This is a genomic window from Ectothiorhodospira lacustris (assembly GCF_022227785.1).
Taxonomy (GTDB): Bacteria; Pseudomonadota; Gammaproteobacteria; order Ectothiorhodospirales; family Ectothiorhodospiraceae; genus Ectothiorhodospira; species Ectothiorhodospira lacustris.
Map to the genome: position 1 here is coordinate 47,339 of NZ_JAJNQM010000008.1, position 14,026 is coordinate 61,364.

9 protein-coding genes and 1 pseudogene are annotated in these 14,026 nt (G+C 64.0%); 3 read left to right on the forward strand and 7 right to left on the reverse strand.

The window, feature by feature from the left end; genetic code table 11:
* Positions 1-7: 7 nt before the first annotated feature.
* The 3 genes from LQ952_RS02975 to LQ952_RS02985 all read right to left on the reverse strand — a co-directional run bounded on the left by LQ952_RS02975 (position 8) and on the right by LQ952_RS02985 (position 4,221).
* The gene (locus LQ952_RS02975; protein WP_238621173.1) at positions 8-1,243 is read right to left on the reverse strand and encodes an NnrS family protein; all 1,236 of its coding nucleotides are present in this window, start codon (positions 1,241-1,243) and stop codon (positions 8-10) included.
* A gap of 533 nt (positions 1,244-1,776) precedes the next feature.
* Positions 1,777-2,961, reverse strand: coding sequence for a thiolase family protein (locus tag LQ952_RS02980; protein WP_238621174.1), 1,185 nt, complete (start codon positions 2,959-2,961; stop codon positions 1,777-1,779).
* 129 nt (positions 2,962-3,090) lie between these two features.
* Positions 3,091-4,221: a GGDEF domain-containing protein gene (locus tag LQ952_RS02985; RefSeq protein ID WP_238621175.1), complete on the reverse strand. Its 1,131-nt coding sequence runs from the start codon at positions 4,219-4,221 to the stop codon at positions 3,091-3,093.
* 302 nt (positions 4,222-4,523) lie between these two features.
* On the opposite strand from LQ952_RS02985, the gene LQ952_RS02990 reads away from it, so the two are divergent.
* From LQ952_RS02990 to LQ952_RS03000, 3 genes are all read left to right on the forward strand, one after another.
* Positions 4,524-5,576, forward strand: a complete 1,053-nt coding sequence (locus LQ952_RS02990; protein WP_238621176.1) for a chemotaxis protein CheB — start codon at positions 4,524-4,526, stop codon at positions 5,574-5,576.
* Positions 5,577-5,642: 66 nt separating this feature from the next.
* A complete protein-coding gene (locus tag LQ952_RS02995) occupies positions 5,643-7,442 on the forward strand; it encodes an assimilatory sulfite reductase (NADPH) flavoprotein subunit (RefSeq protein WP_238621177.1) in 1,800 nt (599 codons plus the stop codon).
* 2 nt (positions 7,443-7,444) lie between these two features.
* Positions 7,445-9,124, forward strand: coding sequence for an NADPH-dependent assimilatory sulfite reductase hemoprotein subunit (locus LQ952_RS03000; RefSeq protein ID WP_238621178.1), 1,680 nt, complete (start codon positions 7,445-7,447; stop codon positions 9,122-9,124).
* A gap of 51 nt (positions 9,125-9,175) precedes the next feature.
* Here the strand turns inward: LQ952_RS03000 and LQ952_RS03005 are convergent, their stop codons facing one another.
* The 4 genes and pseudogenes from LQ952_RS03005 to sucA form a co-directional block, all read right to left on the reverse strand.
* On the reverse strand, positions 9,176-10,102 hold the full coding sequence (locus LQ952_RS03005; RefSeq protein WP_238621179.1) for an AEC family transporter: 927 nt from the start codon (positions 10,100-10,102) through the stop codon (positions 9,176-9,178).
* A 56-nt stretch (positions 10,103-10,158) separates the two neighbouring features.
* On the reverse strand, positions 10,159-11,604 hold the full coding sequence (lpdA, locus tag LQ952_RS03010) for a dihydrolipoyl dehydrogenase (RefSeq protein WP_238621180.1): 1,446 nt from the start codon (positions 11,602-11,604) through the stop codon (positions 10,159-10,161).
* Between the two features lie 93 nt (positions 11,605-11,697).
* Positions 11,698-13,002 carry a 2-oxoglutarate dehydrogenase complex dihydrolipoyllysine-residue succinyltransferase gene (odhB, locus tag LQ952_RS03015; protein WP_238621181.1) on the reverse strand — a complete coding sequence of 435 codons (1,305 nt, stop codon included), beginning with the start codon at positions 13,000-13,002 and terminating at the stop codon, positions 11,698-11,700.
* Positions 13,003-13,096: 94 nt separating this feature from the next.
* Positions 13,097-14,026, reverse strand: a pseudogene (gene sucA, locus LQ952_RS03020) (2-oxoglutarate dehydrogenase E1 component); the annotation flags it as partial.

Genomic DNA, 14,026 nt, shown 5'->3' on the forward strand with positions numbered 1-14,026 from the left:
CCACAACTCACCCCGGCCGGCCATCCACCCGGGGGCGCCAGAGCATGGGGCCGTAGTAGAGCGCCCACGGGGTGATGAAGGCCAGCCAGATCAGGGCCGAGGCCAGATTCATGGGCCCGATGGCTCCCGACGGCAGCCAGGGCAGGTCGGCGGTCACGCGGGTGAGGGTGGCACCGGAGAGTGCCAGGAAGCAGGCCCAGGTGAAGCCATTGACCTGGAGGGCGCGCCCCGAGTGCCCCAGTGTGACCCGGGTGGCCATGCCCAGGGTCATGGAGGTGATGAAGCCCAGGGCCAGTGCGTGCTGCGGGGAGTGACCAAACCACCATTGGCCGGTCAACATCAGTATCAGGCTCTGCACCCCAAAGAACAGCATGCCCACCGCCAACCAGGCCCAGGCGATGTGCAGCACGGCCAGGAGGCGGTGATCCAGGGCGCGGCGGAAACCCCAGTGCCAGGCGTGATGCAGCGCCAGGAAGGCGAGGGCGAAGTCGGGGATGAACCGCCATTGCCAGTGTCCCGTCAAGGTCAGGATCACATGACCGACCACGGCGATGGCCATGAGTGGCAGGGACCAGCGGGGCTGCACCATGGTGTAGGGTTTGAGCACGAAGTTGGAGAAAAACGGGATCATGCGATGGCCAACGATCACCAGCACCGGGATCAGGAACAGCCAGAATCCCGACTGCAGGGAGAAGGCGTACCAGAATTGGGAACCCTCGAGCCTCCAGACCAGCCAGCTTGCGGCTCCCAGCCACCCCAGCATCAGGGCCGCGTTGAGCCAGGTCTCGTAGGTGCGGTCGGTGGCCGGGGCGCGAAGATACACCGCCCATAGAGCCGCCATGGCCCAGGCCCATCCGGCCAGATAGAGCACGATGCCTATTGTGACCCACGCGCCCTGGGTGAACAGCCCCAGATAGAAGAGCGCCATGCCGCCGGTGAGTGCGGCCCAGGCCGGCACGTAGCGGGACCGGGGGATTTCGTTACCGTTCATCCAGCGCGGATAGGTGGTCATGAGAAATCCGAACATGAAGAACGGAAAGATCCCATAGAGCATGAGAAAGGGGTGCAGGGCAAAGCCAGGCACGTTCAGGGTGAGGGGCGACCACCAGGTGGTGTATCGCCCGGCCAGCTCGATCCCCCAGTAGATGACGGTCAGTACCAGCTGGATCATGCCGGGCAGGAACATCAGCCGATGCGGGGCGGCGCTGTAATGGTGCCAGGTCTGTTTCATGAAGGTGGGCATGCGGGCACCGTAGGCAGGGGGTTAAAGGGGAGGGTCAGATATCGTGGAGGATTGTCGCGAGTCTCTGACCCGGCAGCCCTTGACCTTGGTCAATCCTGCTGGGTAGCAAGGCGGGGCTCTCCTTCGGGCCAATAAACCGGGCGGGTCTTGTCACTCGTTGCGCCGCGACGGGAATAAGATGTCCGCCAGGGTAGGCGATGTGCGGGTCGCGCCCACGATCACCGTGCGTATCAGCGGCTGCCCCAACGGCTGCTCCCGGCCGTTACAACCTGTACCTGGGCGCCGGCTTTGACGGCTCGCGGCTCAACCGACTGGCGCTGGATAACGCCAACGAGGCCGACATCCTGAAATACCTGGATGGGGCCTTTGCCCATTTCGCCGCCGGACGTGAGCGCGGCGAGCACTTCGGCAATTTCCTGGTGCGCTCGGGGTTTGTGGCCCCGGCGCATCATGGTCGCGACGTCAATCTCATCAGGGATCACCGGGAAGAAGCGGTCGACTCGTCAGCGCTATCGCCGCAAGCCACGTCCTGCTCAGTTCCGCTCCAGTGCCAGGGCCACCCCCTGGCCACCACCAATGCACATGGTGACCACGCCACGGGTCAGGCCGTCGCGCTGCATGGAATGGAGCAGTCGGGTGGTGAGGACTGCCCCCGTAGCGCCGATCGGGTGGCCATGGGCGATGGCTCCACCCTCCACATTGACCCGCTCCTCGTCGAGTCCCAGATCACGCAGGATGGCAACGGCGATCGCGGCGAACGCCTCATTGATCTCCCAGCGCTCCACCTCATCCGTCGACCATCCCGCCCGCTGCAGGCACTGCTTGACCGCCGGCACTGGCCCCATGCCGAACATGCCGGGCTCCACACCGCCAACACCATAAGCGGCGATGCGTGCCACCGGGGTCAGGCCGTGCCTGGCAGCGGCGTCTTCCCCAGCGATAACCATGGCCGCAGCGCCGGTATTGATGCCGGGGGCGTTTCCGGCGGTGATGGTGCCATCCTTGCGGAAGGCAGGGCGCAGCTTCTGCAGGCCTTCCATCGTGGTATCACCACGGTTGTGCTCATCGGCATCAAACTGCCGGGTGGTCTTTTTATCCGAGAGGTCGATCGGCGTGATCTCGGCGGCGAAATGACCGGCTGCCTGGGCCTGGCTGAAACGCTGCTGAGAGCGCACCGCCCACGCGTCCTGCACCTCTCGGCTGATGCCATATTGCTCGGCGAGATCCTCGGTGTGCCAGCCGGCATGCTCACCCGAAAAGGCGTCATTGAGACCGTCACTGAGCACCGCGTCCAGTAACTGACCATGGCCGAGGCGATACCCGGTACGGCCCTGCATGAGCAGGTAGGGGGCACGATCCATGTTCTCCATGCCGCCGGCAATGGCCGTGTCGACGAGGCCGAGTGCTATCTCCTGAAAGGCGCTGGCAATCGCCTGAACACCCGAGCCACAGACCCGGTTGACCGTGAGCGCGGGTGTCTGGGCCGGTATCCCGCCATGGATCGAGGCTTGGCGGGCAGGATTCATCTTGCATCCGGCCTGGATGACATTGCCCAGGATGACGGTATCAACGGCCTCTGGCGACAGCCCGGACCGCTCCAGGGTTGCGCGTACAACCGTGGCACCCAGATCGGTGGCGGGAATCTTGGCCAGGGAGCCGTTGAAGGTCCCAATGGCGGTACGCGTCGGGGCGCAGATCACTACCTGGCGATGGGCCATGATCGCCTCCTTTATCGTGATGGATGAAAGACTCGGGATCCATGGTTCCACGATTGAGAATAGCACCGAGGTGCGGGTTTGCAGGGGCTTCGGGAAAAGGGAAAAGAAGGGAAAAGGGGGCTGTCCCCTTTATTTCTCGGGGGCAGGGGGCACGTCGTTGGCGGAACGCACGCAATTCTTGCCCGCGCGTTTGGCCAGATAGACGCTGTCGTCCGCCAGTTTGATGAGGTCATCCGGGTCTTTCATGGCTGGGCTGCGCACGGCGACGCCAATGCTGGCGCTGCCCTGCCAGGCATCATGGCCCGTGGGGACCCTCAGGGCGGCCACTGCATCCTTGATCTGCTCGGCGATGTGCATGGCGCCCTGGTAAGGGGTGGCCGGGCAGAGGACCAGAAACTCATCGCCGCCCAGCCGGCAGACGATGTCATCGTTGCGAAGCGCGTGCCGCAAGGTCCTGGCCAGTTCGATCAGTACGCGATCACCGGCCTCATGACCGTGGGTATCGTTCACTTCCTTGAAGTGATCCGCGTCGATCATCATGCAGGCCAGGGGTTTCCCCAATCGGTCGGACTCTTCCCACAGGGCCTCCAGGTGCTGCATGGCGTGGCGCCGGTTGGGCAGGCCGGTGAGCACATCCGTGCGCGATAGCACTTCCAGCTGGCGATTGGCCTCCGAGAGTTCAAGGGTGCGGGCGGCCACCCGGGCCTCGAGGGACTGATTGAGGTGATCCAGTTGTCGGTTGCGTTCCGATACCTGGGCAAACAGGTGACTCACGGCGGTCAGCAGCGGCTCGATGTATTCATGGCTGACCTTTTCCACGTCGGCATAGGCGGCTTCGGGGGCGACGCCCTTGCGTATTGCCTCGATCTGCCGGGCCATGTGCTGATCCTGCCCCAGGATGTGAAAGGCCAACCAGTGGATCAGGTAGTCGAGCAGGTATTTTCCCGCCTGCGGGGAGTCTTGAATCAGGGATTCATGCAGCCGGGTGACTTCCTCAAGAAAATCCCGGTGCATCTGGACATGGGCATCCACATGCCGGGTATCCAGGCCCATGGTCACCATCAGCCCTTCCTCTTCCCTGAAATGGTAGCCAGCGTAATCCACCAGCTGCCCATACAGCGTTTCCAGATCCTGCCGATGCACCTTGTTGGACCCCAGCAGGGTGCCCAGGCGGTTGATCAGTTCAACCAGGTGTTGATGCTGCTCATCGACCGTCGAGAGGCCGGTGACGAAATTGGCGTTCCACTGGAATGCGCGCATGGGAAGGGGCTCCCCTGAAGGATCCGGAGCGCTGCCGGAAAGACACGCGCTGGAGGAAGGTCGATCGGGTACGACCCATCCATGATACATCTCCGAGTGAGGTATATCCTGTTTTGCGATTCCTGAAAGGGGCACGGTGGTGATCGAGTCATCTCCTTCCAGGCGCGCTGTGATGCGGCTACCTTTCGTCCCCATTGAGTGCCAGGATATGGGTCTGGAAAGCTCGGTGGGCCACGATGGGGGCAGGGTGAGAGATGGCTGAGCGTCCCACAGGCGCTCAGGATACCTGATGGCATCCATGCATGAAGCTTGAATCCAATCAATCGGACGGTGGTGGAATGACTCAAGACAGGAATTCAAGGCTTATCGTGATTGGAGTGTCCGCTGGGGGCATGTCAGCCTTAAGGAAACTCGTGGCGCAGTTTCCAGAGGATTTTCCAGCGCCCATTTTCATCGTCATGCACATGGGCGCAGACACCACCGGAGATGCGCTCGTCAAGGCGTTAAATGAGAGCGGCAGTCTCACCTGTGTGCATGCACACGACGAACAGGCATTCAAGAGTGGTCATATTTATCTGGCGCCATCAGACCAACATATGCTGATTGTGGAGGGGAAGATCCTGGTGACCAAGGGTGCCAGGGAAAACCGTTCACGGCCTGCGATTGATCCCTTGTTTCGTTCTGCGGCAGTGGCTTATGGGAACCGAGTCATAGGGATCATCCTTACAGGATATCTGGATGATGGTACCAGCGGTACGATGGCGATCAAAAGATGCGGCGGAGTCTGCATTGCACAAGATCCGGAGGATGCATCTTATCCGGATATGCCGCGATCGGTGATAGCGAATGTTGGAGTCGATTATTGTTTGCCTGTTGTCGAGATGGGGGTGCTGCTATCTGATCTCTTAACGAGAGATCTACCGGAGAGCAGGCAGGTTCCCGAGGACATCATGATCGAGGCAAAGATTGCACAGCGGGTGTTAAGCGATTTACCGTCTGTCGAGGCGCTCGGTGATCAGGTTCCCTACAATTGTCCGGACTGTGGTGGGGTGTTATGGCAAATAGCGGAAGGAAAACTCCTCAGGTACCGCTGTCATACGGGTCATGCGTTTACCGCCTCGTCCCTACTGGCTCAACAAACAGAAAGGATTGAAGAAACGCTCTGGGTGGCACTGAGAATGTTCGAGGAGCGCCAGAATCTGCTCGTGACCATGGCCAAGAATGAAGGTGAAGGCAAGAGCTCTCCCTCATCGATCTCCCAGCGGGCTGCCGATTCCCAAGTCCACATTGAACGCATTCGTGCCATGTTGAAGGCCACCGACAAAAAAGGGGGGAATAACTCTAGAACCAAATAATCGTTCCCATGCGACCATTGGCTCGATAGCGTGAACTGTACTTATTCCAGTTTGTGATGAATCACCATGGCACTATCCCCGGAACGGCAGCAGGTGCTGCAAGCCGAACTCGATCGCCTCGTCGCTCGTCTCGACGCCCCGGAGCTGTTGTGGGCATCCGGATACTTTGCCGGGCTCGCCTCGGCAGGCGGGCAGGCGCTGCCGCAATCCGTACCGGCCAATGAAGCCGACGCAGCCGCGACGCTGACCCTCTGGTATGGCACAGAGACCGGCAACGGGCGCGGCGTGGCCGAGCGATTGGCGGCCCAGGCGCGTGCTCAGGGATGGGCGGTGGACCTTGCCAGCCTGGCCGACATCCAGCCGCGGCGGATCACCAAGCTGAAACTCCTGGTGCTGGTGATCAGCACCCACGGGGAAGGCGATCCACCCGAGGAGGCCGAGGCCTTTTACAAGCTCATGACCTCGGATCGGGCCCCGAAGCTCGACGGCCTGAACTTTGCCGTCTTTGCCCTGGGGGATTCCTCGTATCCGGATTTCTGTCAGGTGGGGCGCGATCTGGATACCGCGCTGGAGAGGGCGGGGGCCCACCGCATCCTCGATCGGGTTGACTGCGATGTGGATCTCGATGCGTCCGAGGACGTCTGGCAGCCCAGGATCCTGGAGGCGGTCACACCGCTGCTGGAACCGACAAAGGCCACACAGCCGCGGTTGCAGGTGGTCCGTGACAGCGCCATCCCGGCCTCCGCTGCCATGGTGCATGGGCGTCGCAACCCGTTTACCGCTGAATTACTGGAGGTCTCGCCGCTGACCGTGTCGCCCTCGGCCAAGAGCGTCCATCATCTCGCTCTGTCCCTTGAAGGCAGCGGGCTCAGCTACCAGCCTGGGGATTCCTTGGGCGTGTGGCCAAGCCATGCCCCCCACTTGGTCGATGAGATCCTAGAGCGCACCGGGCTTAACGGTGATGAGGCCGTCGAGCGTGGCGGCGAGACCCGCCCGCTGGTGGAATGGCTCACTCACCGACTGGAGCTGACCCAGGTGGCGCGGCCCTTCGTGGAGCGCTATGCCGAGCTGGGCGGGGTCACGCAGCTCGCTGAGCTGCTGGAGGACCGTAACGCGTTTGCCGCCTGGTGCAAGACGCGCCAGGTGGCGGACGTGATTGACGAATACCCTTGCGAACTCAATGCTGACCCGTTCGTCTCCTGCCTGCGCGCCATCGCCCCCCGTCTGTACTCCATTGCCTCCAGCCCGCTGGTGGATGAAGACGAGGTGCACCTGACCGTCAAGCTCGAAGGCGGCGAGACCGACAATCGACTGCGCGCCGGCGCTGCCAGCTGGCAGCTGACTCGCTCGCTGCGACCGGGCGATGGCCTGCCGGTGTACGTGGAGGCCAACCCGAACTTTCGCCTGCCCGAGGGCGGCGAGACGCCCGTCATCATGATCGGCCCCGGTACCGGGGTGGCACCCTTCCGGGCCTTTGTCGAACATCGCGCCGCCCTGGGCCACGGAGGGAAGAACTGGCTCTTTTTTGGCGAGCAGCATCGCCAGACGGACTTTCTTTACCAGCTGGAGTGGCTGCGCCACCTGCGCGAAGGCACGCTCTCCCGGCTTTCGGTGGCCTTCTCCCGGGACCAGGCCGATAAGGTCTACGTGCAGCACCGGCTCGCCGAGCAGGGCCGGGAGGTCTTCGACTGGCTGGAATCGGGTGCCCATGTGTACATCTGCGGCAGCGGGCAGGGCATGGCCAAGGACGTCCATCGGGCGCTGGCCGGGGTGATCGCCGAGCACGCCGGGGTGAGCGCCGAGGTGGCCGAGGAGCGCCTTGCGGAGATGAAGTCCGCCGGGCGCTACAAAAAGGAGGTGTACTGAAGATGTCTGGCCTGGATGTGGAAAAGATCAAGCGCGACAGCCGTCGCCTGCGTGGCTCCGTGGCTGAGGGACTTGAGGATCCGGTCACCGGCGCCCTTGCGGAGGCGGACACCGTGATCACGAAGTTCCACGGCATCTATCAGCAGGATGATCGTGACACGCGCAACGAGCGCCGGGAGGCCCGGCTGGAGCCGGCGTATCAGTTCATGATCCGGGTGCGGGTGCCCGGCGGGGTGATCAATCCGAAGCAGTGGCAGGCCCTGGACGAGTTGGCCGGTAGCGTGGCCAACGGCACCCTCCGACTCACCACCCGGCAGGCGGTGCAGTTCCATGGCGTGGCCAAGGAAGACCTCAGGACCCTGATGCGCGGCATCGACGCGGTGTTGATGGACTCGCTGGCCGCGTGCGGCGATGTGAACCGCAATGTCATGTGCCACGTCCAGCCCGAGGCCAGTGAGGTGCACGCCCAGGCCCTGCAATGGGCGCAGCGCCTGAGCGCGCACCTCACCCCAAAGACCGGCGCCTGGCGGGAGATCTGGATCGACGGCAAGAAGGTCGCCGACAGCGAGACCGAGCCGGAGGCCGAGCCCCTCTACGGTGAGACCTATCTGCCGCGCAAGTTCAAGATCGGGGTCGCCATCCCACCGATCAACGATGTGGACATCTTCTCCCAGGACCTGGGGTTCATCGCCATCGAAGAGGAAGGGCGGTTGGTGGGCTTCAATGTCACCGTGGGGGGCGGGTTGGGCTGCACCCACGGCGAGCCCAAGACCTTCCCGCGCCTGGGTGACGTGATCGGTTTCATCCCGCCGGGGCAGTTGCTCGAGCTGGCCGAGACGGTGGTGACCATCCAGCGTGATTTTGGCGATCGCAAGGAGCGCAAACATGCGCGCTTCAAATACACCATCGAGGATAGAGGGCTGGACTGGCTGCGCCAGGAACTCCAGGGGCGCTTGCAGGCCACCCTTGAGCCCGCGCGCGCCTTCGAATTCATCCACAGTGGCGACCGCTATGGCTGGACCGAGGCCGTGGACGGCTCCTGGCAGCTCAACCTCTTCATCCTGTCCGGCCGGCTGTTTCCCCCGCAACGCCAGGGCCTGCGTGCGCTGATCGATGAGGGCGTGGTGGCCGATGTGCGGCTGACACCCAATCAGAATCTGGTGCTGGCCGGGGTGGATGGGGCCAATCGGGCGCGGGTCGAGGAGACCCTCGCCGCCTACGGGCTTGATGAGCATCGCCAGGCCTCGCCGGTGCGCCTGAACGCCATGGCCTGCGTGGCGCTACCCACCTGCGGCCTGGCCATGGCCGAGGCCGAGCGTTATCTGCCGGATCTGGTCCGCCGCATCGAGGAGATGGCCGCCCGGCATGGCGTGGAGGAGCAGCCCATCACCGTGCGTATCAGCGGCTGCCCCAATGGCTGCTCCCGGCCCTACCTGGCCGAGATCGGCCTGGTGGGCCGGGCGCCCGGCCGTTACAACCTGTACCTGGGCGCCGGCTTTGATGGCTCGCGGCTCAACCGACTGGCGCTGGATAACGCCAACGAGGCCGACATCCTGGAATACCTGGATGGGGCGTTTGCCCATTTCGCCGCCGGGCGCGAGCCCGGCGAGCACTTCGGCAATTTCCTGGTTCGTGCCGGATTCATCGCCCCGGCGCATCATGGTCGCGACGTCAATCTCTGATTCAGGAGATCCCTTGCCGAAAACTCTCCCTCAGTAAACAGCGCCCCCCGGCTACCCCGTCGGCATCAGCCACGTCACCATCACCGGGATGAATCCCAGCGCGAAGATCGTGCTGAGCAGGGTGGTGCCGGCGGCCTGCCTGGGGTGGATGTCCAGGAGGGTGGCGATGACCACGGTGTTGGCGGCGATGGGGGTGATGGAGAGCAGGAAGATGGCTTGATGAACGGCCAGGTCATAGATGCCCAGCCAGTGGGCGTCCACCCAGGCAAAGGCCAGGGCCAGCAGGGGCCAGCTGATGAATTTACCGGCAAAGGCCAGGAGGGTAAAGCGGGGGTTGCCCGCCAGGCCCCGGAAGCTGAGGATGCTCATGCCGATGATCATCATGCCCAGGATGCTGTAGGCTCCGCGGAGGTTGTCGAACAGGGGTTGCAGCACGCCCGCGATGCCGACGCCGTTCAGGTTCAGGGCCGCGCCCAGCAGGAAGGCGTAAAGGGAGGGCAGGCGGGAGACCTTGACCAGGCAGTCGCGGACGCTGAAGCGCCCCCGCGCCGCCAGGTAGAAGCCCACGGAATGCTCGAACAGGGTGGTGCCCAGCATGCACAGGATGTACAGGCTCACGCCCTCCGCACCGAACAGCAAAAGGGCCACGGGAATGCCGAAATAGCCGCTGTTGCCGGTGCCCACCGACAGGGGAATGAGCGCGGCAGTGTTGTCCCCCAGCCAGCGCCGGGCCAGGTACAGGTGGCTCAGGGCGATCAGGGTGCAGAAGGCGAAGACCATCACCGGCAGCAACAGGACGCCGGGGCTCAGGGGGGCGTGCATGACCCCGGCAAAGATCACCGACGGGGTGATGATGTAGAGCATGATCCCGGCGATATGGCCGCCGCTGGCGTTGAGATAGCGCCCGGCCAGCCAGCCCAGCACGATGGTGATGTAAAGGGGCAGCAGCTGGGTGAGCAGGGAGAAGGTGGCGGTCATGCAGGCAGGATAAGGCCCCGCTCCCGGGAGGGAGCGGGGCTGTCAGGAGGGAGGGTTCAGCCCTTCTTGCCGGGCGGGATGTGCAGCGGGTGGCCCAGGGTGGCCAGGGCGGCTTCGTGCACGGCCTCGGAGAGGGTGGGGTGGGCGAAGACGGTGCGGCCCAGGTCTTCGCTGGAGGCGCCGAATTCCAGGGCGATGACGCACTCGGCGATCAGCTCGGAGGCACGGGAGCTGATCATGTGGGCGCCCAGCAGGCGATCGGTCTCGGCGTGGGCCAGCAGCTTGACGAAGCCGGTGGTATCTTCCATGGCGCGGGCCCGGCCGGAGGCGGCAAACGGGAACACGCCCACGGAGTAGGGGATGCCCTTGTTCTTGAGTTCCTGCTCCGTCTTGCCCACCCAGGCGATCTCCGGGAGGGTATAGATCACGCTGGGGATGGTCTCGTAGTTGAGGGTGCCGCCCATACCGGCGATGCGTTCGGCCACCATGACCCCTTCCTCGGAGCCCTTGTGGGCCAGCATGGGGCCGCGCACCGCGTCGCCCACCGCATAGACGTTGGGCAGGGTGGTCTTGCAATAGTCGTCCACATGGATGGCGCCGCGCTCGTCGATGAGCAGTTCCACCGGCCCACTGACCAGTCCGTCGGTGGAGGGACGGCGGCCGACACAGACCACCAGGCGGTCGAAGCGCTCTTCATGACGGCCGTCTTCGTCCTCGTACATGACGGTGACGGTGCCCTTGTCCTCGTCCACCTGGGTGTCGGTGACGCGGGCGGAGAGGCGGATGTCCAGCCCCTGCTTGTTGAAGATCTTCAGGGCTTCCTGGGAGACCTGGTCGTCGCAGAAGGACAAGAAGCGATCCTGCGCTTCCAGTACCACCACTTCAGCGCCCAGGCGGCGCCAGACGCTGCCCAGTTCCAGGCCGATGACGCCGCCGCCGATCACGCCCAGACGTTTGGGCACTTCGTCGAAGGCGAGGGCGCCGGTGGAGTCGACGATGTATTTGCCGTCGTAGGGGGCACACTTGAGTTCCACCGAGTGGGAGCCTGGCGCCAGGATGACGTGTTCCGGTTCCAGGATCTCCTCCTTGCCGTCGTGGGAGGTGAAGCATACCTTGCGCTCCCCCTGGAGCTGCCCTTGGCCCTTGAGCCAGGTGACCTTGTTGGCCTTGAACAGGCCCTGGATGCCCTGGGTGAGGTTGCCGATGAGACGGTCCTTGCGGGACATCATGCCGGCCAGGTCCAGTTCCACATCGCCCACATGCACGCCGTGGGTGCCCAGGTGCTTGCGGGTGTGCTCATACAGCTCCGAGGATTCCAGCAGGGCCTTGGAGGGGATGCAGCCCACGTTCAGGCAGGTGCCCCCCAGGCGTTCCTTGCCTGCGTCATCCCGCCAGCGGTCGATACAGGCGGTCTTGAGTCCGAGCTGGGCGCAACGGATGGCGGCCACATAGCCTGCCGGGCCGGCGCCGATTACTACTACGTCATAATCCTGCTGTGCCATGGTCTGGCTCCCGATCTTCTTGTCTTGTGTTCATGTGGCCCGTGGCCGCGCACAGGGCAGGCGAACACGGGCATGGTTCAGGTCCGGTGGTCCCTACACTTCCAGCAGCAGGCGGGCCGGGTCTTCCAGCATGTCCTTGATGGTCACCAGGAACTGCACGGCCTCGCGACCGTCGACGATGCGATGGTCGTAGGACAGGGCCAGGTACATCATGGGCCGGATCACCACCTGGCCGTTCTCGGCCATGGGCCGCTCCTGAATGCGGTGCATGCCCAGGATGGCACTCTGGGGCGGGTTGATGATGGGGGTGGACAGCAGGGAGCCGAAGACGCCACCGTTGGAAATGGTGAAGGTGCCGCCGGTGAGGTCTTCCATGCCCAGGCTACCCGCCTCGGCCTTCTTGCCGAAGTCGTTGATGGTGCGTTCAACATCCGACATGGTGAGCGTGTCCGTATCCCTCAGGATGGGGACCACCAGGCCCCGGGGGGCGGAGACGGCGATGCCGATATCGAAATACCCGTGGTAGACGATGTCCTTGCCGTCGATGGAGGCGTTCACTTCGGGGAACCGCTTGAGGGCTTCGGTGGCCGCCTTGACGAAGAAGGACATGAAGCCCAGGCGCACGCCGTGGCGCTTCTCGAAGCGGTCCTTGTACTGGGCCCGCAGGTCCATCACCGGCTTCATGTTCACTTCGTTGAAGGTGGTGAGCATGGCAGCGTTCTGCTGGGCTTCCACCAGACGCTCCGCAATGCGCGCCCGCAGACGGGTCATGGGCACACGTTTTTCGGGGCGGGCGCCGCTGGGGCCGGTAGACGGGGCCGGCGGCGGGGCGCTGGCGGGGGCCGGGGCGGCCTTGGTTGCGGGGGCCGGAGCCGCCGATGCGGGCGCCTGGGCGGCTTCGGCCTCCAGGGTCTCCAGGTACTTGAGCACATCTTCCTTGAGCAGGCGTCCGCCCTTGCCGGTGCCCTCGATCTCGGCGGGGTCCAGGCTGTGTTCGTTCACCAGGCGACGTACCGCCGGACTCAAGGCCGGGTCGTCGCCGTCATCGGCGGCATCACGCCCGGCGGTGGCGGTGTCCGGTTTCTTCGCGGCCTTCCCGGCGTCCTTGCCATCGTCATCCTTGCCGGCCTTCTTCTTGCCGCCTGCCTTACCGCCCTTGCCGGCCTTTTCCAAGTGGGCGATCACCTGCCCGGCGGTGACGATCGCACCTTCCTGTTCGATGATCTCTCCCATCACCCCGTCCTGGGGGGCGGGGACCTCCAGCACGACCTTGTCGGTTTCGATGTCGACCAGTATCTCGTCCCGCTTGACCTCGTCGCCGGGTTGCTTGTGCCAGGTGACGATGGTGGCATCCGAGACGGACTCGGGGAGTTGCGGGATCTTGACCTCAGTACTCATGGCGTGTGTGTCCTTATTGGTTCCGGCCTTGGGGCGCGGGCGCGGTCCGCGCCCGTTGGCCCTCTGTGTGTCTCTCGCCCTGGTGGTGGCCAGGTCAGTTCTGGCGCAGGGCCCGTTCGATCAGAGCTTCCTGCTGTTTTACGTGAACGTCCAGGTGGCCCACTGCCGGTGACGCGGATGCAGGCCGGGTGACATGCTGTAGGTGGCGGTCTTCGCCCAGCAGCGTGCGGATGTGATGCTGGCTGGAGTACCAGGCACCCTGGTTGAGCGGCTCTTCCTGGACCCAGTAGAACTCGGTGGCATTGGGATATTGCGCCAGAATCCCGCTCAGCTCTTCTTCCGGGAAGGGATAGAGCTGCTCCAGGCGCAGGATGACGATGCCGTGTTTTTCCTCGGTGCGGCGGCGTTCCAGCAGGTCGTAGTAGACCTTGCCGGCGCAGAGGATGATCCGGGTGACGCCCTGCGGGTCCAGTTCGTCGACCTCGTCGATGACGTTCTCGAAGCGCCCCTCGGTGAGGGATTCCAGGGCGCTTACCGCCAGTTTGTGGCGCAGCAGGCTCTTGGGGGTCATCACGATCAGCGGCTTGCGGTAGGGGCGGATCATCTGACGCCGCAGCAGGTGGAATATCTGCGCCGGGGTGGAGGGGACGCAGACCTGCATGTTGTGCTGGGCGCAGAGCTGCAGATAGCGCTCCAGGCGGGCGGATGAGTGTTCCGGACCCTGGCCTTCGTACCCGTGGGGCAGCAGCATCACCAGTCCGCACAGGCGTGCCCACTTCTGCTCACCGGAACTGATGAACTGATCGATCACCACCTGGGCGCCGTTGGCAAAGTCGCCGAACTGGGCCTCCCACAGGGTCAGGGTGTTGGGGGCGGCGGTGGCATAGCCGAACTCGAAGGCCAGTACCGCTTCTTCCGAGAGCAGCGAGTCGATGACCAGGAATTCTTCCTGATTCTCGGCCAGATTGCGTAGTGGAATCCAGCGGTTGCCGTCACGCTGATTGAACAGCACGGCGTGACGATG